This window comes from Edaphobacter flagellatus (genome assembly GCF_025264665.1).
GTDB lineage: Bacteria > Acidobacteriota > Terriglobia > Terriglobales > Acidobacteriaceae > Edaphobacter > Edaphobacter flagellatus.
Genome location: NZ_CP073697.1, coordinates 1,974,808 through 1,999,872 on the forward strand (window position 1 = coordinate 1,974,808; position 25,065 = coordinate 1,999,872).

Sequence of the window (25,065 nt, forward strand, 5' to 3'; positions counted from 1 at the left end):
TGCATACTATAAAACCGTTTTTTCAATCGATGTGACAATCCTCGCAGGAGCAAGAATACGAAACCCAATCATCACGAACGCAGCCGTCGCAATCCCAATCGCCTGCGGAGAAAACAGGCCCAGCCCCTTGCCGTCGGTAAACCGCATCGCAACCAAAGTAACTGCAAGCGCGGCAAAGATGCTGCTCAATGCAGCGACCGAAAGAACTCTCCTCGAATAAAGCCCCGCAATCACCGGCACAAATAAAGCCACCGCGATCAGCCCGTAAAAGATTGATACAGCCGAGATAATCGAAGGCAGAACCGCCGCAAAGAAGATTCCTGCAATCCCCGCTCCGACCGAAGCAAAACGACTCACCGACAAAAGCTTCTGCTGCGAGACCTCAGGATTCAGAAACGTCTTATACAGATCAACGGCCAGCGAAGTCGACAACATAAACAGAATGGCATCCGTCGCACTCAGCTCCGCCGAAAAGATCGACGCCAGTGTCCACACCCCCAACCACTTCGGCAGCAGCGTCTTCATCACCGTTGGCAGCGCAAGCTCCGCATTGGCAAGATGCGGCATCGCCGCAAAGGCACACAGCCCCAGTACCGCGGGCACAAACGCAAAGATCGCCTGCCCCAGCGAATTCAGGCTGACGCCGCGACGTACCGCCGCGCGATCGCGCGCCCCGTAAACCTTCTGCACCAGCCCCGGAGAAACCATGAACGACGGCACCAGAATCGCAACCCATGCCAGAATCTGCTTTGCGCCAGCGCCTGTCATGCTGAACAAGGCCGCCGTCTTCGCCGCGCTTCCTGTATGCGTCAACACAAGTTCGTGCATGTGCTGCCAGCCGCCCACCGCCCGCAGCGCAAACGGCACAGCCAGTAACAGGCCAGACATCGTCACCGCAAGCTCAAACATATTGACGAACGACGACGACATCAATCCGCCGGCCGTGCAGTAAACAATGGCCACCGCACCGCCAATCACGCAACCTTCCCACTTCGGAATGCCTGCAATCGTGTTCAGTATCCATGCAATTGCAATCAGCTGCCCCGCCAGTATCGCCAGCGAGCCAAACCAGAACAGTACCGAGATCACGGCCTTGACCGGTTTGCCATAACGAAGCTCGAGAAAGTCCTGCAATGTCGCAAGATGATTGGCCTTCGCAATCGTCCACAGCTTCGGCCCTAAAAACTGCGACAACAGAAACGTGCCGATGCATGCCGAGCCAACCCACCACCACGCCGACATGCCCAGCCTGTAACCCAATCCCGTCGCACCCACGGTAGAACCCGCACCAATATTGGCGGCCAGAAACGTTGCAAATAATCGCCCGGGACCGAGGCTGCGCCCAGCGACTAAAAAGTCAGCCGAGTTCTTCACGCGCCTGCTCATCGCAATGCCGAGCCCCATCAGAAAGATGGAGTACACCAGCAGCGCGATGAGGTATACGTTCATGCCTCTAGTATCTATTCAATTTCAAATAGCTGCATCGCTGCGTTGCCTGAGACACGGGAATACATCCCGCGCCTCAGACATTCGCTTATCCAAAAAGCGCCTCATCCTCCAGTTCCGGAGTATCCTGCGCCTCCGTTCCCACCAGCAGACCCAGAGCCTGTCGGTCGAACAGACGTTTGTATGTTCCGTCCTGTTGCGTTACCAGCGACTCATGCGTCCCCTCTTCCACCACCTGGCCGTGATCGAACACCAGAATGCGGTCGAGCATCCGCACCGTCGACAGCCGATGCGCAATCACGATCGCCGTGCGGCCTACCATCAGCCGCTCCGTCGCCTCCTGAATCAACGCCTCCGACTCCGAGTCCAGACTCGACGTCGCCTCATCCAGAATCAGCACCGGCGTGTCCGCAAGAAACGCCCGCGCCAGCGCAATTCTCTGGCGCTCGCCACCCGAAAGCTTCACGCCCCGCTCACCAACCAGCGTGGCATATCCCTTCGGCTGACGCAGAATGAACTCCTCCGCATGCGCCAGACGCGCCGCTTCCTCAATCTGCTCTCGCGTCGCTGACGGTCTGCCATACGCAATGTTCTCCGCCAGCGAGCGGTGAAACAGGATCGGCTCCTGCGGCACCAGCGCCATCTGCGAGCGCAGCGAATCCTGCGTCACCTCGGCAATATTCTGTCCGTCAACGAGAATCTGTCCGCCATGGATGTCGTACAGACGATGCAGCAGCTTCACAAACGTCGTCTTGCCCGACCCCGAATGGCCAACAAGGCCAACACGCTGCCCACCCGGAATGTGCAGTGAGAAGTTCTCGAACAACGGCGTCGCATGCGCTCCATACTGGAACGTCACCCGGTCGAAGCGGATATCGCCCTGCGTCACACGGATCGGCCGCGCATCCCTGCGGTCCATCACGCCCATCGGAAGCGATTCAATCGCAACCATCTCCTCCATGTCGTTAACGCTGCGCTGCAAATTCGCCACATGCTGGCCGATATCGCGCAGATAGCCGTGAATGATGAAATAGCTCGTCAGCACAAACGCAATATCGCCCGCCGAAGCCCGCCTCTGCCACCACAGCAGCAGCGCATACAGAATCACCACAATGCGCAGCGCCAGCAGTACCAGCAACTGCACCGTGCCGCTCAGCGTGCCTCGCGTCCATGTTCTTGCTGTACGCAGACGCCACTTATCGATCACGCGGCCCAGCCTGCGATCCTCACGCTCCTCAGCGCCGAAGGCCTTCACCACCGGATTACACGTCACCGCATCGGCCATCGCTCCGCCGATCTTCGTGTCCTGCGCATTCGACAGCCGCGCCGCCGGAGCCACATAGTTCAGCGAAAGCGCAATCGACAGCGCGATATACAGCACTGCGCCCAACAACACAATCGCTCCCATCATCGGCCAGCGCCATCCCAACAGCAGCGACGAACCAGCCAGCACCAGCATCGCCGGCCACAGCGCCAGCAGTAGCGTGTCGTTCATCAGGTCCGTCGCCCACATGCCGCGCGTAACCCGCCGAACAATCGAGCCCGAAAAGTTATTCGCATGCCAATCCGTCGAAAACCGCTGCACTCTCCAGAACGCATCGCTCGCAAACTTCGACATCAGCCGCAGCGTCAGCCGCACGATGCCAATGATGCTCAGGTGGCGTCCCATCACCAGCACAACACCCAACACCGCCATCAACGCCACCGCATGCAGCGCAGCATGAAGACTCGCCGAGTGTGCCAACACCGCAGCCGAAATCGCATCGATCAGCCGGCCCGAGTACACCGGCATCAGAAGATCCGCAGCCGTCGCCAGCGCCATCCACGCGCCGATACTCACCACCAGCATCTTCTCGCGACGCCAGTGGCGAAACAGAAAGCCAAGCACATTACGCATTGCAGAATTACCCGAGGCAGTCATCTCATCTCTCATGCGGACGCGATCAGTCCGCGGACACGCCACTGTACGTTCTCAGTCGGCTCGATTAACAGGAAAGGCGGAACACCCGAGCGATGAAGCACAGAATCTCCCCGCTATGGCGGAGGTCGATCGAACAGCTCAGAATGTTTTAGGGAAGCGAGTTACGCGTTCGCTGCGCCAGGAAGGACGACACGTGCGTAATCTGCCAGGAAACGAGGCACAAAGCGCAAAATTGACATATCGAAGGTGTCCTTCCTTTCTAAAGGTTCATCTAGTCTAGCACGGAAACCCCCGTACAAGCTTCATCATCGCGCGGCCACGGCAACGTAATACCATTTGCATTGCCATGCAAACCACATTGATTCGCTGCGTTGCATCTCTCGCCCTCGCTTCAGCTTGTGCATTCCTCCACGCACAGTCGTCCTCCGAGATCGACCCCATGCTCGGCGCCGATAAAGGAGGCAACGTCTTCGTCGGCCCCACGCTTCCCTTCGGCATGGCCAAGCCTGGCCCCGACTACGGCACCAACGAGAGCAACGCTGGCTGGGAGCCCACCGGCGACCTCCACGGCTTCTCCCAGCTCCACGTCTCCGGAACCGGCGGCGGCCCCAAGTACGGCAACATCCTCATACAGCCGCAATCAGGCCCCGCCGACCCCACACACGCATCCTCTCCACGCGCAGCCGAGCACGCCGAAGTCGGCTACTACTCCGTCACGCTCGCCAACTCCGGCATCCGCGCCGAAATCACCACCGCGCGCCGCACGCCCATCTATCGCTTCACCTTCCCCGCAGACAAAGACCGCACCGTCCTCCTCGATGTCGGCCACATGCTCATGAAGATTCACGACTCGCCCCACCGCTACAACGAGGGACAGGTCCTCTACGCCACCGACATCCGCGTCGTCTCCCCCACCGAAATTGCAGGCGTGCAACAGTCCGTCATGGGCTGGAACATCCAGACCGTCCCCATGCGCGTCTTCTTCTACCTCATCGCCGACACACCCTCCATCACCAGCGGCACATGGCAAGACGGCAAAGCTCCCGTCGCCGGAGCAAAGCAGGCGCGCTACAGCATGCCCTACACGCTCGTCACCATGCCGCACCCCGCTCCCTTTGTCTCGACGGGTGCCTATCTCACCTTCGCCCCCGACACAAAACCCGTCACCGTCAAAATCGGCCTCTCCTTCATCTCCATCGAGCAGGCAAAACAAAACGCCCTCAGCGAAATCGCAGGCTTCGACTTCGACACCACGCGCAAGGCCGTCGTCACCACATGGAACGATGCCCTCAAAACCATCCAGATTAAAGGCGGCACCGCCGACGAGCGCCAGCAATTCGCCACCGGCCTCTATCACTCCATGCTGATGCCCGTCGATCGCACCGGCGAAAACCCGCTCTGGCAAAGCGCCGCGCCCACCTACGACGACTTCTACTGCATCTGGGACACCTTCCGCTCCTCCTCGCCGCTGCTCACCCTCATCGCACCTCGCCGACAGACCGCCATCCTGCAATCCCTCCTCGACATCCAGGACCACGACGGCTTCTTCCTCGACGGCCGCGCCGGCAACTACGCCGGACGCACGCAAGGCGGCTCCAACGCCGAGATGATGTTCACCGACGCCTACGTCAAACATCTCCCCGGCCTCGACTGGGAGCGCGTCTACAAAGCCCTCCGCCACGACGCCACCGCCGACTCTCCCGAGCCCATGCGCTTCGGCCGCGGCGACATGGCCGACTACACCTCCCTCGGCTACCTCTCCATCGAAAACAGCGATCAGGCCGGCGGCCCCGACCGCCCCGGCTCGCGCTCCATGGAGTACTACGCCAACGACTACGCCGTCGCCCTCATGGCGCGCGGCCTCGGCCACACCGCCGATGAAAAGCTCTTCCTCGACCGCTCCTCCAACTGGAAGAAGCTCTGGCGCACCGACGCCGTCGACCATACCGAAGACGGCGACATCACCGGCTTCATCTGGATGCGTCACGCCGACGGCTCCTGGAAGGAGCCCTTCAACCCGCACCTCGTCGGCACCTGGTATCAGGACAACTTCTACGAAGCCGGCACCTGGACCTACTCCCTCTACGTCCCGCAGGACACGCGTAGCCTCATCGCACAGATCGGCGGCAAGGACCTCTTCAAAAAACGCCTCGATCTCTTCTTCGCGCCTGTCTTCAACCCCGATAGCCCCCACGCACGCTACCGCTACGACGTCGGCAACGAGCCCGGCTTCCTCTCTCCCTACCTCTATAACTGGATCGGCGAACAATCGAGCTCCGCCAAAACCATCCGCGCCATCCTTCCCGCCAGCTATCACACCGGCACCGGCGGCCTCCCCGGCAACGACGACTCCGGCGCCATGGGCTCCTTCCTCGTCTTCAACCAGCTCGGCTTCTTCCCCGTCGCCGCGCAAAACGTCTACCTCATCGGCTCACCTACGTTCCCCAAATCCACCCTCATCCTAGCCAACGGCCGAACCTTCTCCGTCGTCGCCGAAAACACCTCCCCCACCAACATCTACATCGCCAAAACCACCTGGAACGGCAAACCCTACCTCCGCTCCTGGTTCACCCACGACGAGCTCATGGCAGGCGGCGAGCTACACCTCACCATGACCGACAAGCCCACTCACTGGGACACCGGAGCCCCTCCACCCTCCATGTCCGACAAACCATAACAACCTCTCCACTGCCCATCTGGACAGCATCAAAGAGGTCATTCCAAGCCGGACACATCGCCAATCCAAAGAAACTCGCAAACAAAGACCAGCACATGCGATAGACTTCTCCCGGCACGAAACCGGCACGAAAAACGCTGTCAAGCCCCAGAACCACCTAACTCCAACAATTCAAAGGAACTACAGAGTGCCGATTAGTTTCACTCCGTTTGCTATTCTGGATATGGATCGATTCAAGGCACTCAAGCCCCGCCTCGAAGGCTGGGGCTTTCTCCTTTAGAATCAATATTTTTAGGCTTAACTTCCGTGTTTCCAATATTTTAGCTTGTGCAAATCGCACAAGTCGCAGCAACAAAACAACTTACGCCACCACCCCCAGGGGGGAGGGGGCCCAAAAGGAGGAACGGTAAAGATGGTCTCTCGCAGAAGATTTCTCGGTGGCGCCGCCGCGGTAGCGGCCTCGTTCTCAACACGGTTTTCGTTCGGGTCGCCTCTCGGTCTTCCCATCGGAATCCAGCTCTACAGTGTGCGTGCCCAGATGGCCGAAGACTTCGAAGGCGCCCTCGCCGCTGTCCGCGAAGCTGGCTACGTTGAGGTCGAAGCCGCTGCTCTGCCCAAGAAGAGTGCCGCCGAGATTCGCGCCGCGCTCGACAAGGCCGGACTCCGCTGCGTCAGCGCCCATCACTCCTTTGCCGACGTAACCACACGCTACGATCAGACCGTCGAGTTCAACAAGACCCTCGGCGTCAGCTACATCATCTGCCCCGGCCCCGGCCGCAGAAACCCTCCTGCCGCCGGAACCAAACCCGGCCCCATCACCCTCGACGACTGGCACTACAACGCCGAGCAGTTCAACATCGTCGGCGCCAAAATGAAATCTGCTGGCCTCACCTTCGGCTATCACAACCACACTCTCGAGTTCGCCCCCGTCGAAGGCAAGGTTCCCTACGACGAGCTCATGCGCCTCTGCGAACCCGACAAAGTCTCCTTCGAGCTCGATTGCGGATGGGCCAAGGTTGCCGGACAGGACCCCGTCGCGATCTTCAAAAAGTATCCGCACCGCATCTCGATGGTGCACGTCAAAGACTTCAAGCTCGCCGCCAACCCCTCGCACGAAAACCGCGAGGAGTCCAAGGTCACCGAGCTCGGCCGTGGTTCCATCGACTACCGCCCCATCTTCGCCGCCGCCCCGAAGACGCAGCAGATCAAGCACGCCTTCGTCGAACAGGAGGCCTTCGATATTCCCTGGAAGGACTCGCTCAAGGTCGACGCCGACTATCTCAAATCGCTCTAAGCGCACACAATCAAGCCGCGAAACAATCGGCCATCCGCAAGCAGCGGATGGCCGATTGGCTTCAGCGCTCGTTCTTTATTTCTTCGACGTCGCCGCAGGCCCATTCTCCTGCTCGACATATTCGCCTTCGCCCTCAAAAGGCCACTTGCGTTCAACAACCTGCTGCTCCTCGCGTGTGCTCTTCGCCACATGCGAGACCTTCAGGTTCTCCATAAAGTGAACGCCCGACTTCCCCGAAGTCACAAGATCGATATCGCCGTCATGATCCAGATCTGCAGCCAGAATCTGCACGCCTCCACCTGCCGTCCCGTTCATGGAGATCGTCGAACGCGTGAAGGTGCCGTTCGTTCTGTCGATCTTGTAGTAGTAAAGAACGATCGGATCGTAAGCTCCCGGATCGCCACCCGAATGAGCACGATACCGTTTGCCCGTAATCAGCTCCGGCTGTCCATCGCCGTCGATATCTGCCAGCAACAGCGCGTGCGACTGCGAGAATGACTCGTCGATCACATGACGCACGAACTTCGGATGCGCACGATCGCCCGTCTGTTCCAACCAGTAGAGCCCGTAACTATGCCCCTGACCGAAGATCAGGTCCATGCGTCCATCGCCGTTGACGTCGTAACCAATAATCGGAAAGCCAGTTTCGCCCAGCTCCCAATCGTGATGCCATTCCCACTTGTCATTATCGGCATCCATATTGCGGAACCATCCTGTCGGCGTCACGATGTCCGCCTTCCCATCGCCATCAATATCCACGATGCCGATCCCGTGTCCGTCCGCCTCTTTCGGAAGCAGGTGATGAACACGCGGCTTCGCTCCGGCAAAATCGATCCACAGCGCACCGGAATGGTTGTAATGCGCGATAGCAAGATCAGGTTTTCCGTCACCGTTGATATCGGCAAACGCACCGCCTTCCGAGTCGTAGCTGTCGGCAATTAGATGCTTCTGCCACATCACGCCAGGCTTGCGCGGATTCTCGTACCACCAGACACCGTTCGTGATCCAACCAGTTGTTACAACATCTGGAGCGCCGTCATGGTTCACATCGATCGTCCACTCTCCACAGTCGGAGACAAACTCGTCGTGATATCCGACCGTACGCCACGGATGTCGCCGCCAGTCGCCGCCGTTCGCGCCGGGATTCTCGTACCAGTAAGCTCCGCTCACCAGATCGAGAAATCCATCACCATTCATGTCGAGCATGGTGACGCCTTCAGCATGGTCATTGCCCAGCCGGTGCGTAAGAAAAACCGCCTCCTGCTTGCCGCTTGGATCGTTGCCCGGACGATTGAGGCGCGCCTCGTGCTGGGCGTAAAGCGTCGTGGCAGCAAGCAGGAATACAGCGGAAAAACATGGCCGCATATTAGCCAAGCCTCATCGTGTCAGGATTCCACTCGACGATCTTGCCGCGCTCCATGCTTTGATTGGCAAGCAATGCAGCACCGGCAGCACGGAAACCAAACGTCGCATCCTCAACCGGCTGCTGACGCGTACGAACTGAATGGAAGAAGTTCTCGAAGTGAGAGTACGTATCGTTGTATCCCTTCGGCGCAACAAACCGTTCTACTCCTGCTGTGGTCGTCGCATCTTCCCGGTTCTCCGGATACTTCCTGTGATAATCGGCTAACGCTTCCTTCTGCATCGCATTCGAGAACGTATTGACCGTATAACCTGGAGCCTTCGACATCGGAGAACGCGTAAGCGTAACGCCTGCGCTCGATATCTCAATCGATCCGTCCGACCCCGTAAACAGGAAGCCTTCGGAATCATCCCCTCCCGAAACAAAATTCACGCGCAGGCTGAGGTTGAAACCCTGCGGATAATCGAACAGCGCCAACAACACATCGGGAACATTACGTCCATCCTTCCAGTAACGCAGGCCGCCCGTCGCCATCGCGCGTGTCGGGCCTGTCGCTCCCGTAATGAAATGCGTCCCGCTGAAGAGATGAACAAACAAATCACCCGCAACACCAGAGCCGTAATCGGACCACTTCCGCCACTGGAAGAAACGCTCCCCGTTCCACGCAACCTTTGGCGCGCTCCCAAGGAACCGCGGCCAATCGCAGGTCTCCGTGCTCGCATCAGGAGGAACCGTGTAATTCCATGCGCCCTGCGCGCTGCTGCGATCCCAACGCGCTGAAACCATGTTCAACTGGCCAATCGCACCCGAAGCAAGTAACTCTTTCGTCTTCGCATACAGAATAGAGCTGACGCGCTGGCTGCCGACCTGCAGGATACGATTCGTCTTCTTCGCCGCATCGATAATGACCGGACCATCCGGATAGACGTGGATCATCGGCTTTTCGAGATACACATCCTTACCTGCGTTCATCGCATCGACCGCAGCCTGCTTGTGCCAGTGATCGGGAGTCGCAATCACAACAGCGTCGATATCCTTACGCGCGAGAACCTCACGATAGTCGCGCGTAGTGAAAACATCCGAACCCCAAAGCTCCTTCGAATGCGTAAGGCGACCATCGTAGCAATCTGCAACGGCAACGAGCTTCGTGTTCGGCACCTGCAGCGCGGTCGACATATCGCTCTGCCCGCGAATGCCTGCGCCGATCAACGCTACATTAATCTGGTCGTTCGGGCCCAGAATCCGCGCCTCATTTTGCGGAGCTGCCAGTACACGCAACGTTCCTGAAAAAGCAGCAGCAGCCGATGACGCCTGAATGAAGCGACGCCTGCTCAAATTACTCATGAGATTTCATCTCCTTTGTTTGGGAAGATCACTTCCGGCAATCCTGATTTCGCAACAACCGCCGAAGAGAACCAATGCTCCGAGCCATCTTACATCCGGCTTACAGAACTCGCATCGCCAGTAAAACGAAAGGAGCGACCGAAGCCGCTCCCTTGCGTTGTACAGGTTATGTATAGGTTAGAACAGTACCTTCACGCCAAGCTGTAACTGCCGCGGCGGGAAAGCAGACGAGATCGTACCGAAATTGGTATTGCTCGCCGTAAGGTTAAGTCCGTTGAAGTTTGTGCGGTTCAGGATGTTGAACGCATCAGCCTGCACCTTGACACGCACCTGCTCGGTGATGGGGAAGAACTTCGACAGAGTTGCATCGGTCTGTGCCAGCCCAGGCCCCCGAATTGCCGCATAGGGAGCATTTCCATAGCGTGCCTGCGTCTTTGGAACCGGAATAAACGGCTTGTTACTGTCGTTGCATCCGGAGCCACTGCCGTTATTCAAGTAACCGCATATACCTGCATGCTGGTTGTAGATACGCGCGCCCTGCACATAGTCAGGACGAACGTTGCCGAGGCCGACAGAAGAGTTGGTCTGTACGTTGGAGTACGCACCGCTTTGGAGACGCGCTACACCGCTGACCTGCCATCCACCGACAGCCTCGCGAACGAGGAAGTTATGTCCCTTGAAGTCCGGCGCCTGAATTGCGAAGGTCGCCACGAAGGAGTGACGGCGATCATTAGACAGATACCCGTAGTTATAGCCAAGATTGCTCCAGTTCTCGAGCGTCTGGTTGTTACCGTTGGAATCGCCCAATGCCTTGGACCACGTATACGAGATCGTGCTGGTAACAAAGCCGGCACGCTTGGACGCAAAGACCTGCAGCGCGTTGTAGTTGTAGTTGGAATCGAAGCGATTCGAGTTAATCGCAGCGAATCCTTTATAAGGATTGAAGATCGCCGTGGAGCTATACGGGGTCCCGCTGTTGACGTTGGCAACGACCGCGCCCAGATCGGCAAAGTTGACGTTCGGCTGGCGCAACTGATGATGCGAGACGCTGCCCACATAGCTCATCTCGAGCAGAACGGTCCGCGTCATTTGATGCTGTACACCGAAGCTGTACTGCCAGGTGTAGGGGTTCTTGTTGGTTGGATCGATGGCGCTGATCGTTGCCTGCAGTCCGGTGTTGTTGGCCGACAGCGAAGCCAGCGTCGCCAGATTACCGTTGTTGACCTGCGTGTTCTGCAGGAACGGTGCAAGGTTGAGCTGGCTGAAGATCAGGTTGCCTTGCGGACGATAGTAGAAAAGACCAATGCCGCCACGGATCGCCGTATTGTTGTCAACCGCGTAGGCAAATCCGAAGCGAGGTCCGACGGCGCCGTTCATTTTGTAGAAGCCGCGTGGCGCTCCTGTTGGGATGAGCGGGAAGATCGCCGTGTTCACATTCGGGACGCGAATCTGCTGGTCAGACGGCACTCCGTTGCCTGCGCGAACCAGGCCGTTGTAAGGATTGCCACTACCGGGGACGATGCTTCCGGACGGGTTTACAGTAACGGCATTCGCCGGGTTGTAGATTGACCTGTCAAAGTTCGACGCGTTGTTGCCCTGCAGGTAGAAGGGCTGAATCCATTGATAACGAAGGCCAAGGTCGAGACTCAGCCTGCGAGTGATCTTCCAGTTGTCCTGTACAAAGCCTTCGATCTGGTTGAAGCGGAAATGTCCCATCGGATCGGCGCTGGCCTCGGAGTAGCTTTGGAAGTTACCGAGGAAAGCGTCCGCCAGTGAGTAGCAGGTCGTATTCGCTGTACCAAGCCTGCACTGATTATTCGCCACGCCCGTGTTCTGGTTTGTGGGAACAATGGAGAAGCCCGCAGTACCCGTATAGTTCGAGCGTCCGTTCTGATCGACACGATCGCGGATATAGGCTGCCCCAAACTTGAAGGTGTGGACGCCCTTAATCCAAGTGAGGGTATCGGCCACCTGAATGTCGGTCGAGGGAGACAGCAGAGCGAAGTTCGGCCCCTGGAAGCCAGCATAGTTCGTGATGTTCACGATGGGAATACCGTTGGGGTAGGTTCCAGCTCCGGGATAAAGTTTGTTGTAAGTAAAGCCAAACGTCTCACGCTTCCAGTTGTTGCCATAAGGAGGAATACGTTGTGCCGCCCAGCTGGTATTGGCTTGAGCCTGATTGATGAAGTTGGAGCGAATCGCCCAGGTCCACGCAACGAGATAGCTCTGGCCAGGACGGTTACGTGTCGTAGGCGTCGTGTTCAGGATGCCGCTGTTCGAGAAGGTTCCGTATGGATCGATCAATGTATTCTGGTCATGAATCCAGCGACCGTAAACCGAGTGCTTCTGATTCAGAACGTAGTCGAATCGGACCAGGTCCTGATGGAAGTTCAGGGGATTGGAAGGAGCCAGCGTCAGGTTGGAGTTTGGCAGTCCTCCATCGCGGAAGCTTAGTCCTGCAGCCGAGATCGTCTTATAGACATTCGCAATTGCCTTGCCGTCTGTCGACATCAGCGATGCAATGTTGTTATTTGGGATGGGATTGGATGTCCCCGGATAATAAAGCTGGTTGACCTGATTCGTGCAGACGCCGTTAACAAACGAGCCCTGGACACCGTTGACTTTATTTGATGTACAGTATGCCGAGAAATCGCCATTCAACATCGCGGTCGTCGGCACGGTGAAGGTTTGAGCAGCAGCCTGCTGACGCAGACGCTTCCACTCCTCACCGACAAAGAAGAAGAGCTTGTCCTTGATGATCGGGCCGCCAAGAAAGAAGCCGAAGTCGTTATAGATGAGCTGCGTCTTCGTCCTGGCGATATAGTTGGTCGCGTCGAGGTAGTTATTACGGAGATATTCAAACGCCCCACCATGGAAAGCATTTGTGCCGCTCTTGGTGACGATGTTGAAGGTTGGGCCAGAGGTACGTCCGTATTCAGCCGAAGCGTTCGAGGTATCGATCTTCACCTCGCCGATGAAGTCAGGACCGACATTGTTCATCAGAGAGCCGTTGGAACCAGCCACCTGATTGTAGGCACCATCGACCGTGAGGTTATTCGTATCGCTGCGGTTTCCGTTGATGGTCTGGTTCGTGGATGCAAGTGATGTTGTGACGGAGAAGATATCGGGATTCGTCACAACAGCTCCCGGCACCAGCGTGAGAAGCTGTGTGTAGTTGCGGCCATTCAAGGCGAGGTTTTCGACCTGCTTGGAGTCGATGACACGCGCAAGCTCGCCGGACGTTGTATTTACCGTCTCGATGGCGCCGCCCTGGACTTCGACGACTTCCGCTGCTTCACCCAAAGACATTGTGAAGTTTGAAGTCACTTTGGCGTCAGCTGTAATCGTTACGCCGGCCTGCTGAGCCGTCTTAAAACCTGTCTTCGTAACAGAAATAGAGTAGGTCGCAATGGGCAGGTTGGTAGCGATGTAGTTGCCATCGCCGTCGGACACAACGGTACGCTTTACCTGCGTACCCACATTGGTGATGGTGATGGTAGCTCCTGGGATGGCGGCGCCCGTAGGATCGTCGACAACACCGGATATCTGACCAAAGCTGCTTTGAGCGTGGGCCATCGGACAAGTGAATACTGAAGCCACTGCGAGCATTAGCACGCTCACAAGCCTCCAATAGCGGATTTGCATATATAAACCTCCGTTAGTTTCATCAACGAACTAAGTCGCGAGAGTTGCCTAAGTGTTTTCGTTGCAATCTCCCCGAGCCTTATGCGGCACAGCAGATATTTCGCAAAGACTTTTTTAGGACCCCTCATTAACCAAGCTGGCGAGTACGATTGTCAAGTAGTTAATCGATTTAGGTAGACGATCTATAATCCGCCTCGGAAGTTCTTCTAAATCCACAAGATCGGATCTGCGATGACCCACGAAACAACAGCAAATATGGCAAGACGTCACTTTATGAAGAGCATTCTGGCGACCGGTGCCGCCGCCGCGGCTCCGGCGAATCTTTCCAGCCAGCCGAACCCCGCAAATGAATCTGCACCAAACGACCGGGTCTACTGGATCAAAACCGTCAAACAGATCTCGCATCCGGTACTGGAAGCTGTCAGCAAAGCTCAGTTGAGGGAAAAGATGCCGGTTGAAGCGGCTGCCGGAGTTCAGGAAGAGCGACGCAAATCCACGCATCTTGAGGCCTTTGGCCGGCTCCTAACCGGTTTGGCTCCGTGGCTTGAAAGTATTCCCCCAAATGATGAATCCGCATTGCAGGCGACATACCGCGATTGGGCTCGACTAGGGATTCAACATGGCACGGACCCTAAATCACCAGACTATATGAACTTCGGTATGACGCCGCAGTCCGTTGTGGATGCTGCGTTTCTCGCGCTCGGCATCTTGCGTGCGCCAAAGCAGCTGTGGGAACCGCTGGATAAGACGACGCGCGCGAATCTGATAAAGGCTCTTGAAGCTACACGCCAGGTCTTGCCTGGCCAGTCAAACTGGCTTCTATTTTCGGCGATGGTCGAAGCCGGACTTTGCTTCATGGGAGCACCGTGGGATTCCATGCGTGTGGATTACGCCCTGCAGATGCATAAGCAGTGGTTTGTTGGCGATGGAACTTACGGCGATGGTCCAAACTTCCACTGGGACTACTACAACAGCTTCGTGATTCAGCCAATGCTGATGAAATTGCTTGAGACTGTACCTGCGAAGTCTGGGATGTGGAGCGCATTTAAACCGGTTGTGTTCGAACGCGCGCGCCGTTATGCAGCAATACAGGAGAGATTAATCAGTCCTGAAGGAACCTTCCCGGCAGTTGGACGCTCGCTCACTTACCGCTTCGGAGCCTTTCAGCTACTAAGCGATATCAGTCTGCGGCAAATGTTACCTGAAGGAGTGGCACCAGAACAGGTACGTTGCGCGTTGACTGCTGTGATGAAGCGCATGATCGAGCGCCCTGGCACCTTCGATTCCAACGGATGGCTCACCATTGGGTTTGCCGGACATCAGCCGCATATGGGCGAGCCGTATATCTCGACTGGAAGTCTCTACCTCTGTTCTGCCGCGTGGCTACCATTAGGCTTGCCTGCCGACAACATCTTCTGGTCAGGTCAGGCGAAGCCGTGGACCGCAGTTAAGTTGTGGAACGGCGAAGACATGATGGCGGATCATGCTCTTTCCGTTTAGTCGATAGGGAACATGGCTACTTCCACTGCATCAGCTTCAGAAGCTCTGCAGAAGGCTCCCACTCTCCGATCGGTGGATAGAGCAGCATCGCTTTACGAAGATCGCGGAGCGAGCCGCTTATTGCTGCCTGAATAGCAGCGCGCTCGTATGCCTTCACCGCAAGCACCAGTCCTCGGACATCGTTCGGCAGTGGATCGACGGGTAGTGCTGTTATCGTATCGTTCGATATCCTGCAAACCGTCTCAATCACATCATCCGCTGCGATATCGGGGATCGTTGCCTGATTGCGCATATTCACAATCACTCTCTCCGGCTCAGTCCCACATAACGCATTCATCACCTGAAGGGCAATGCGGTGATATCCCGTTGCTGCGCGGAACGGGTCCTCCGGCATGATCTCCTGATCGAATGCCGAGCCACCCTCGCCTTCAAGCTTCATATACGATCCCGAGCGCAGATTGAGGTAATCGATGTATGACTGCAGAGCACCGGCTTCATCATGAATCGCCATCGATTGAAGGAGGCTCTGCATGAGCGTCTCGTTCATCAATGCAATCTGGTCACCACGAGTGCTTCCCTGCTTGCGCTGATTCTCAAGCGCTCTGCGCCGTGAATAGTAAAAGAAGAGGTATTCCGTGGGGATCAGCCGCAGAGCACGTATCAGATCGTGATCGAAGAGTGGAGCTGAATAAAGCTGCGACAGAATGGCATCGTCATTCACGACGCGATCCATCACATCTTCACCTCGCAGCATGATCTTGCGGATCCAGCCAAGATGGTTCAGGCCGACATAATCGCACTCCACCTCATGGGGTGAGGCGCCGAGTGCCGTCTGAATGCGATGCAGCATCTCTGTTGGTGTATCGCAGATACCGACAACGCGCGCATTCGAGTGCTGCATAATCGCCTGCGTAATCAGCCCTGCAGGATTGGTGAAGTTGATGATCCATGCCTTCGGCGCAATTTTCTCCACCATCCGCGCCTGCTCAATCGCCACGGGAATCGTCCGTTGTCCCATAGCTACTCCGCCAGGCCCCGTTGTTTCCTGTCCTGGGTATCCGCATGCGATTGCTACGCGCTCGTCCTGAGCACGGCTGGCGATTCCACCGACTCGGACACTATTTAAAACGAATGATGCTCCTTCAATGGCCTCCTCGGGACTCCGCGCGACAGATACGCGTAGCGATCCGCCACTGCGGCGTACTACCTCTCGGCTCAATCTCGCGATAACCTCTACGCGCTCCGGATCGATGTCGTACAGCAGCAGCTCTTCGGCATCAAGCCGCCGAGCAGACTCATTGATTCCAAAAACAACAAGAGGCGTACGAACTCCACCACCACCAAGAAATGCAATTTTACGCGGCATAATTTTCCTCGCAGATCGCTTCTGCCTGAGCACGCGTCGGAAGTGCCTCAAGCGCACCGACCGCTCGCGTCGAAAGAGCGCCGCAGACACAAGCGAACTCAACGCACTGCTGCGGAGAAAGGCCAGAGAGAACACCCTCAATGAACCCGGCATCAAATGCGTCACCAGCGCCCGTCGTATCGATGGATTCAATATGCGGCGGTCTGACCCTGTATTGCACACCATCGGCGAGCAGAGCCGCTCCTGCGGAACCAAGCTTTACAAGCGCATGACGCACCCCCAAAGACTGGCAAAGCTCCAGATAACGCGCAGGTGTTCCAGCAAGAATCGTAGCCTCTTTTTCGTTGGGCATCACGTAGTCGATTGCACGCAGCACTTCCAGGCTTCGCGTGTCTTTAAGCCACGCAATGTGATGTCCAACATCCACCGAGATTGTTGCGCCATGGCTCCGAAGCGCAGGCAGGAGAGGTCTACTATCGTCTATGCCAAGCGGCAATGCCAGATGAATATGTTTTGCGCGGGCAGCCTCATGCAACACATCCGGACTACATCGAAGGTATTCCAATAATTCCTGATTGACACCACGATACGTGAAGAAGGACCTGTCGTGAACAGTTGAGATACTAACGGTTACACCGGTGCGGCCACGACATCGACTGATATTCGCCGCTGACACGCCAAATGCTGAGAGCCTTGCCTCAATAGCCGCAAACTGTTCGTCGCCTACTACGCCAATCAATCGAACTTTTCGTCCAAGCCTCGAGAGTGCACAGGCCGTTGTCACTGCGCCTCCACCCAGCTCCCATGCGTATTGCTCGGTGAATATCTCCTCACCAGGAGACGGCCACTCCGCAAAACCGCCGAAGACATGGTCGAGATAAATTTCGCCGATTACTGTAACGTCGTAACTCATGCCTGCCTGAATGGCCACTCCCGTTCCCTGTTCGCTTGAATCAAATAAAAGGCAATGCCCGTCACAGCGAGTGCGATACCCGCTGCAATGTGTTTGATCTGGCTTGTCGCAACGATATAAACCCATCCCACGAGAGCAATAATCGCCGGCAGCGGATAAAACGGCATACGAAATACATCCGTAGCAGCACCCGATCTACGCCGAAGAAGCAGCACGGCGATGCATTGCGCAATCGACTGGAGCAGCGTTTGAATCACGATAAGCGCCGAAATCAGGTCCGAAAGCGAGAAGACACACATCACCGCCGATCCGATTCCCATGTAAATCAGGGAAGTTGTCGGGAAATGGCCGCGAGGATGAACGCGTGCAAATATCTTTGGGAATCGTCCATCGGCCGCCGCCGCATACGGGATGCGCGAGTATCCCAGAAGAATGGCGTAAGCCGAGCCCCAGCTTGCGATCAGGATCAGTATCGAAACGGCGCGCGCTGCCCAACTGCCATGGATCGCATACATGAAATCAGCCACAATCGCAGTGGAATGCTGCGCACTTCTCCAGGGCAGCACGCCAAGGACGGCAATATTCATCGCCATATAGAGAACGCCTACCACCACGATGGAGAGCAGCACGGCGCGAGGAATATTGCGCCGCGGATCTTTAATCTCGCCGCCAATCAGGCACACGTTGTTGTAACCGCCATAATCGTAGATCGCGATCAGAACAGCGGAGCCGAGGCCGAGCCAGAAAGCATGTGAAGGATGAAATGCTGCCGGAGGAAAATCGAAGGCCAGCGATGGATGAAAATGCGTAGCGCCACTCACAATGATCCAACCGCATGTCCCCACTACAGCCACCATCACGATGACCGACAAGGTTCCGATGGAATGAATCGAGCGATAGAGCACCCCGAGATTCAGAAGGCACAATGCCATCGCAACCAGTTTGAGCTGCAGATGTGTAAATGAATGAAAGACGCCTGAGTATTCGGCAAATCCTACCGCGCCAGAAGCAATCGAGATCGGCCCAATGAGCAAAGACTGCCACAAAAATAAAAATGAGATCAGGCGTCCTGCACCATGTGGATTAAACGCCTGCAGCAGATAGTGGTAAGAGCCTCCGGAATCGGGCATTTGCGATCCAAGTTCGGCCCAGACCATACCGTCACATAGTGCCAGCACGGCTCCAAGCATCCATCCCAGCATGGCCTGAGGCCCACCCATTGCAGCAATCGCCAATGGAATGGTGAGAAAGGGACCAACGCCCACCATGTTAAGCAGGTTGGCGGCAAGCGCTCCCCACAGGCCCATGCCACGTTCGAGATGTTCAACCTGCACTGCCTGATTCGCCATAAGCGCTGCTAGTGAATCTCCGGGTTCTTTGGAAGGCTCAACATATTCGCGAAGAGCCGGAACGCTCCCGGCACTCCCAGTGGAAGTTCACGATAGAAGGCATAGGCGTTGTAGATGTACACGCCCTTCCCATAGCGTGCGTAGACCAGTCCACCCTTCTGCTCCGGCTGGCCGGCATCGTGTGTCTCCAGCAATGGAGAGTAGTGGCTGTCCCACGATTGGAGAAATTTCGACCCGCGCTCTTCGATCCAGCCATCAAAATCTTTTTCCGTAATTTTGTTTGGCCAGTTGAATACAGGATTGCGAGGATCAAGAATCTTCACAACAGACTTCTCGTCTGTTACCTCTTCAGGATCGCCCGTCATCGCATAAGGATAGGGCCCGTAGTTATGGTCATACTCAGGCGTGTTGTATTGGACGATCACAACACCGCCCTTCTCAACGTACTGGAGAAGTCGGGCATTGTTCGCAATCAGATCAGGACGCACTGCATATGCACGTACCCCTAGGACGATCGCATCGTATTTCTGAAGATCTCCGCCAGCCAGATCCTGGGCAGAGAGATAGCTGACGTGGACGCCTATCTGCTCCAGCGCGGCGGGAACATCATCCCCGCTTCCTTCGATGTACGCAATATGCTCATCCTGCGCCATCTTGACGTCTGTCCCGATCGCTGCATACTGTGCAGGCGAGTAGAGGAAGTAAGGCCGCAGTCCAAGATAGCCAGTTGTTATGTAACCTTCTCTGTAATCCTTACCATCCAGCGAAGCTACCGCTGTAACGGTATACTTCGCGCCCTCGGTAACATTTGGCGAGACAGCAAATGATACCGACTGTTCTTCACCTTCCTGCGCAAAGTGGATAGGAATGGTCTTCGGCTCAACGCTCCAGCCAGATGGCACATCCAACCTTACAGAAGGATTTGCTGCTCCCTTAACGTTGTTATGGACGCGCACGGTGATCGTAGTTGCTTTGCTGCCCAGAGGCACAACGCCTGCCGATGGCGACAGAGAGACCGCTAGCGCAGGGCCAACAGGCATAGGATAGCGAAGAAGTCCTGGGCCATTGACGCGGCTTACGACCTGCACCACACTTGCAAGGTTTATCGTGGCTCCTTCATAGTCGAGCTGAGCTTCGGCCTGTAGCGGGTACGGAGAGAGCGGTTTGTTGCGAGGAGCACCAGGTGCTATCTCATAAAACGCATTCTGCAATCCATCGCGCGTGAAGTAGGGCCGTGTGAATGGCTCGTCCTCGGGCACTTTCACCGAGTAGATCGTCTCTATCGCTTCTCCAGCTTTTGCCTGCGACGGCGTCGATACACCACCTGTTACGTTCCAATCTTTGCCTGAAGTCCCCACCACCTTGAGGCTCTTAACTGCAAGGGAAGGTACTGCGGACTGATACAGGTGAATCTTTACCGGAAATGAGAGACCGGGCGTGGCCATCTGGAACGTCGTCGCAGCTCCGCGAAACATGGCCATCATCGGATCATCTTTACCAGCCTGCGTCACATCGGCGTTCAGTGATATTTGCAGCGCGGCAACAAGAGCATCGTTGAACTGGCGATCTTTGACGCGGAGTTCATGAAGCACGTCATACTTCGTTTCCGATGGAAGATCGCTCTTCTCGACCTCACCAATCAGCTTTTCAACGCCCAACTTTCCTTTGGCCAGATAAGGGGCGATTGTTGCGGGCTTCTCTGCGGAAAACGCCGCAATCGCTTTTTCCACCAGATCGTTGATCGCAGACAACGAGACGCGAAGCGATGACGATGCCCCCTGCGCCCCTGCAAAATCTGCAATACCAGTGAGCGATGTATCTACTCCATCGAAGAAGCTCTCTTCTTTTGTTTTGGCATCAAGCGTCGTGCCGAAACGGTGGTAGTCGCTCATCTGCATTCCCGACAGCGGAACACTTGGCCCTCCATTCTGCGATCGCTGGAATCCAAGTCCCTCTCGCGAGACCTGCACGTATGTCTCTCCCATCATTTGGTCATACGATCCGATGGGAATGCTGACGGTCACAGACGGCTTGCCTTCCTCCCACTTGCCGGTGACGTGATTCGTCACACCGACCGGTCCCCATGTGTGATTCGCATAGTCATACATGCCCTTTTCGGAGACACGGAAGAACGGAACACGAGCATACGTCTTCACCGGCGACCAGGGCAGCAGCCCCTCCTTGATCTGGTCAGGAAACATCTTCGGGTCTCCTGCCGCCTTGAAGACTTCCTGTGCCATCAGGCCAGCCGTTGCATGTTGCCCGTGTCCGTCCGTTGGTCCACCCACAAATACAGAGCAGATGACGAGTGGACGCACGGTGCGCACAACCCGCACAGCCTGTTCGAGAACGCGATCATGCCCCCACTGACCAAGCGCTTCATTCAACGACTTTGAAAAGCCGTAGTCTGCCATCGAAGTGAAGTACTGCGCATCCAGTCCGTAATAGCGGCCTGCCTGCAGCAACTCTTCTGTGCGCACCAGCCCAAGTGCGTCCCAGTAATCCGACGACATGACATTCGCACCGCCCTCGCCGCGATCCAGCGTCAGCAGACTTACCCGCGCTCCGACGCCACGGCTCTCGTACGCCAGCGTACCTCCGTCTTCATCATCAGGATGAGCGACAATCATCAGTACGCTCGCTCGCGTATGCAGGCGCTTCAACGCCTGCCAGACTCCGGCAGTTCCTTCATCGGGAGGGATTGGCCGCGCATCAACTACTGGTTTTACACCTGCGGAATGCAATAACCCGCAGGGCAACAACATGGCTACCAGAGCAACATGAGTCAGTCGTTTCACGAACTCCATGCAGACAACCTTTCTGATACTGTCGGCTGACAAGGTCAGAAGTAGAATTTAGCCGCCATCTGAATCTGGCGCGCATTATTGAGCGTACCGCTTACCTTTCCAAACGTACCGGGCGACGCAACGTTGGCCGAAGGAGCAGCGAGATTTGCGTGGTTGAGTGCATTGAAGAATTCGAATCGGAATTCAAGCTTTCTTACCTCAGTAAACTCAAACTGCTTGAAGAGGCTCAGATCTTCATTGTGTCGCCCAGGTCCGGCATAAGGCCGTGGACGGCAGCTGCCAAATGTTCCGGCAGCTGGTTGCGAGAATGCGGCGGGATTAATGTAGCGACCCGTTGAAGACTGGTTTGTAATCGCCGAACGATCCTTTGTAGCTCCCGCAAAGGCGTCCCCGATGCAATTGGGATAGAAAGCGTGATTGCCTCCAGTTTGCGAAACATCTGGAGCGGTTACATTGAATGGATTGCCGGCTTCCATCGTGACAATCGCATTCAACTGCCAGCCACCAACCAGCTTCGAGGCAACCGTATCATTGTTCATCACTAACCCTCCGCGCCCAATCGGCAGTTTGTACTGCGCGCTGGCCACAAAGCGATGACGTTGATCGAACGGTGAATTGGAATACTCATGTTCGTAGTCATACGCATTCTGCGGCGTCGAGCCGGCCGTCAAATTATCCGCATAGTCCGAAAAATTATGCGCATAGGTATAGCTGAACTGATACGCCAGGCCATTCTTCATCTGCCTGCGCAGGCTCGTCACCAGGCCGTTGTAGTTGGTATTGCCATCGTTCGTCGCCTCCTCAAGGAACGCATGAGCAGAACCGAGATTCAGGTTTGCGTAAGGGAAGAGAACGACTGGCGTCGCACCATTAAATCCGGTGATGATTCCCTGGTTGGCATTGCGAAGGCGGTTCATCTTATGGCCGAAGTTGCCTACCCAAACTGCCTCCAGTATCGTACTGGGCGATATCTGGAACTGCGGCCCGAAGCTCATCTGCTGCACATAGCCGGTGCGCTGATTCGGATCCTGCCAGTTGGTCTTCTGAATATAGAGTGGTGGATTCGAGTTCGCGTACGCTGCTCCAGGAAATCCATTCTGGAGGAAGAAGACTGGCGTACTGGTATTTGTTGTTCTTGAATCGTTGACAAATTTCAGGAAGGGCTGGTTCTGCCCAAGCTGCGACTCAGAGCCAATTCGATTGACGTACTGATAGAAGACTCCGTAGCCACCGCGCAAAACCATGCGATCCGTCGCCTGATAGCTGAAGCCGAAGCGAGGTGCAAAGTTATTCTTGTCCGGATGGATGAGGGACCGATGGTACCAATCGCCTCCAGATGCAACCGTTAATCCCCCTCCGTTCGCGGTGTTAAAGTTTGCAAGTGAGTTGGTGCGGTTCAGCCATGGCGAATACAACTCGTATCGCATGCCGTAGTTGACGGTGAATTTCTTCGAAAGCCGCCACGTATCTTGTGCGTAGAACGAATTACCAAGCAGATAGTTATGCACAACGATTGCGCTGTTGTAGTACGTCTGATACACATTGCCCAACAGAAAGTCCGGATACCCAAAGCCATTGGTGCTCGTAAATAATCCTGAGAAACCCATGAAGCCCTGTGGGGCAGCCAGATCGAGAAAGTTCACCGTATTGCTGTGGTATTCGTAGCCGAACATCAGGCTATGCGTACCGACAAGCTTGGTGAAGTTATCCAGCACCTGCCATACCTGCGCTGCCTGGAACTGCGGGCGGTAGAGATCTACACCAACACGCCGGAAGCCCGAGATGTCGATGGGAGGAAGGCCAGCAGAATAGGGCGTCGCGGGAATACCGCTCAGTCCCACCTGGCCTGCGGCCGACGACCCAAGCGTGACACCGATCGGGTTCGAGTGTGCACTATCTCTGCTCCACCCGAAGCGAAGCTGATTGACGGCTGTTGAGGAAAGAATCGTCGTCAGCCCTAACGCCAAACCCTGATTGCGAATGTTGTAGTCCGTCGCAAAACCGCCGTTGCCGATCGTAAAGTTCGAGGTCCATGGCGGATCCTGGCGATGCTGATTGAGGAAGCTGTAGCGACCGAAGATGCTGTTCTTTTCGCTCAGCTTGTCATCAATACGCGTGTCGAAAGAGTTGACTTGCTGTGGGAGTTGATAGGCGAAGACATAGTTCGATGAGCCGTCAAAGGTTCGGTCGACTGATTGAACATTGTTGGGATCAGGCAATAACGCCGCGATCTTGCTTGCAACCGGATCAATGCAGCTGGGGTTGATCACATAACTGTTTGGAGCAATGCACCCCGTCTGATTCGCAAGCCTGGTGCTTGGGTTATAGATCTTGCCCAACTGGTTATTCGGGGATGTGAGTTCCTTGAAATTGCCCTGCTTCATGGCAGCAGAGGGCACTACCGAGCTGACCGTCGTCTGCTGCGTGCTGCGAAGTCCTTGATAGTCGCCAAAGAAGAACAGCTTATCGCGAGCGATCGGGCCACCGATTGTTCCGCCGAATTGATTCTGGCTGAAGTTGCCTTTGGGCAGCTTATTTGGTGTGACATGATTGTTCGCCCAGCTGTTGGCATCGAAGACGCTGTTACGCGCATACTCCCATGCGCTGCCGTGAAACTGGTTGGTTCCGCTTTTCGTCGATGCGTTCACAACAGCGCCCGCCGAAGTACCGAACTCCGTCGAATAGGTACGCGTCTGCAAGCGGAACTCCTGGATCGCGTCCGGAGGAGGCTGCACATTCTGCACCGAGCCTTCCTGCAGATTGGTTGAGCCGGAGTTGTTGTCCACGCCGTCGAGCGCGAAGTAGTTCTGCGTTTCGAGATTGCCATTAGAACTGAAGCGATCTGGAGCAGGATTGGCAACTGCAAGATTTTTGAAGATACCCGGTTCGAGCAATGCCAGATCGGCATAGCGGCGGGCATTCAATGGGAGATCGTTGATCTGCGTTGTTCCAACGACGTTGCCGACATCAGCCGATTGCGTCTGCAGCGCGATGGCCGAGGCGTTGACTTCGACCGTATCGGAGGTGGCTCCCGCCTTCATCTCGAAATCCACCTGCGCGCGTGTCTTTACGTGTACTTCGACGGAGGGGTTCTTCGCAGTGCCGAATCCCGAAGCGGAGGCCTCGACAGAATACGTTCCAGGAATCAGCGCCAGTGCCTGATAGGTTCCATCCTGGTTCGTTGTCAGTGTCGTTGTTACTCCTGTGGCCACATTGCGAATAATCACCGTTGCTCCGGGCACGACGGCTCCGCTTGTGTCACGAAGCGTTCCCGTGATGGAGCCATTATCGAACTGGGCATAAGCATGATTCGTCATGACGGCGAGCGCCAATAGCAACAACAGACGCACGGCAACACACCAGCGAAATCCTTTTCTTACAACCTGGGGAACAACAGTGACAGGCTTGATCATCATCTGCTCGCCTCCTGGGCTCATCGA

Annotated in this window: 13 protein-coding genes; 3 read left to right on the forward strand and 10 right to left on the reverse strand. The window is 56.1% G+C overall.

All coding sequences use genetic code 11. The features are described from left to right. Positions 1-6 precede the first annotated feature (6 nt). Positions 7-1,449, reverse strand: coding sequence for a sodium:solute symporter family protein (locus KFE13_RS08315; protein ID WP_260706700.1), 1,443 nt, complete (start codon positions 1,447-1,449; stop codon positions 7-9). 85 nt (positions 1,450-1,534) lie between these two features. Beyond that, the gene (locus KFE13_RS08320; protein ID WP_260706701.1) at positions 1,535-3,367 is read right to left on the reverse strand and encodes an ABC transporter ATP-binding protein; all 1,833 of its coding nucleotides are present in this window, start codon (positions 3,365-3,367) and stop codon (positions 1,535-1,537) included. 346 nt (positions 3,368-3,713) lie between these two features. Here KFE13_RS08320 and KFE13_RS08325 point away from each other — a divergent pair, with 346 nt between their 5' ends. Together KFE13_RS08325 and KFE13_RS08330 are read left to right on the forward strand one after the other, a co-directional pair. Beyond that, a complete protein-coding gene (locus tag KFE13_RS08325) occupies positions 3,714-6,044 on the forward strand; it encodes a GH92 family glycosyl hydrolase (protein ID WP_260706702.1) in 2,331 nt (776 codons plus the stop codon). Positions 6,045-6,456: 412 nt separating this feature from the next. Next, on the forward strand, positions 6,457-7,338 hold the full coding sequence (locus tag KFE13_RS08330; RefSeq protein ID WP_260706703.1) for a sugar phosphate isomerase/epimerase family protein: 882 nt from the start codon (positions 6,457-6,459) through the stop codon (positions 7,336-7,338). A 75-nt stretch (positions 7,339-7,413) separates the two neighbouring features. On the opposite strand, the gene KFE13_RS08335 is transcribed toward KFE13_RS08330, so the two are convergent. The 3 genes from KFE13_RS08335 to KFE13_RS08345 form a co-directional block, all read right to left on the reverse strand. Continuing rightward, the gene (locus KFE13_RS08335) at positions 7,414-8,703 is read right to left on the reverse strand and encodes an FG-GAP repeat domain-containing protein (protein WP_260706704.1); all 1,290 of its coding nucleotides are present in this window, start codon (positions 8,701-8,703) and stop codon (positions 7,414-7,416) included. Between the two features lies 1 nt (position 8,704). Beyond that, a complete protein-coding gene (locus tag KFE13_RS08340; protein WP_260706705.1) occupies positions 8,705-10,045 on the reverse strand; it encodes a Gfo/Idh/MocA family protein in 1,341 nt (446 codons plus the stop codon). Between the two features lie 177 nt (positions 10,046-10,222). Next, entirely contained in the window at positions 10,223-13,621 is a 3,399-nt protein-coding gene (locus tag KFE13_RS08345) for a TonB-dependent receptor (protein ID WP_260706706.1), read from the reverse strand. 300 nt (positions 13,622-13,921) lie between these two features. On the opposite strand from KFE13_RS08345, the gene KFE13_RS08350 reads away from it, so the two are divergent. After that, complete coding sequence (locus KFE13_RS08350; RefSeq protein ID WP_260706707.1) at positions 13,922-15,190, forward strand: DUF2264 domain-containing protein; 1,269 nt, start codon at positions 13,922-13,924, stop codon at positions 15,188-15,190. Positions 15,191-15,206: 16 nt separating this feature from the next. Here the strand turns inward: KFE13_RS08350 and KFE13_RS08355 are convergent, their stop codons facing one another. Genes KFE13_RS08355 through KFE13_RS08375 form a run of 5 tightly spaced genes read right to left on the reverse strand, consistent with a single transcriptional unit; the run spans position 15,207 to position 25,041 of the window. Further along, entirely contained in the window at positions 15,207-16,556 is a 1,350-nt protein-coding gene (locus KFE13_RS08355; RefSeq protein WP_260706708.1) for a family 4 glycosyl hydrolase, read from the reverse strand. After that, positions 16,546-17,469, reverse strand: coding sequence for a carbohydrate kinase family protein (locus KFE13_RS08360; RefSeq protein ID WP_260706709.1), 924 nt, complete (start codon positions 17,467-17,469; stop codon positions 16,546-16,548). Before KFE13_RS08360 ends, KFE13_RS08355 begins: the two co-directional genes overlap by 11 nt. After that, entirely contained in the window at positions 17,466-18,818 is a 1,353-nt protein-coding gene (locus tag KFE13_RS08365) for an APC family permease (RefSeq protein ID WP_260706710.1), read from the reverse strand. The genes KFE13_RS08360 and KFE13_RS08365 overlap by 4 nt, the downstream gene beginning before the upstream one ends. Before the next feature lie 8 nt (positions 18,819-18,826). Further along, a complete protein-coding gene (locus KFE13_RS08370) occupies positions 18,827-21,616 on the reverse strand; it encodes a PIG-L family deacetylase (RefSeq protein ID WP_260706711.1) in 2,790 nt (929 codons plus the stop codon). Positions 21,617-21,660: 44 nt separating this feature from the next. Continuing rightward, positions 21,661-25,041, reverse strand: a complete 3,381-nt coding sequence (locus KFE13_RS08375; RefSeq protein ID WP_260706712.1) for a TonB-dependent receptor — start codon at positions 25,039-25,041, stop codon at positions 21,661-21,663. Positions 25,042-25,065: the final 24 nt, after the last annotated feature.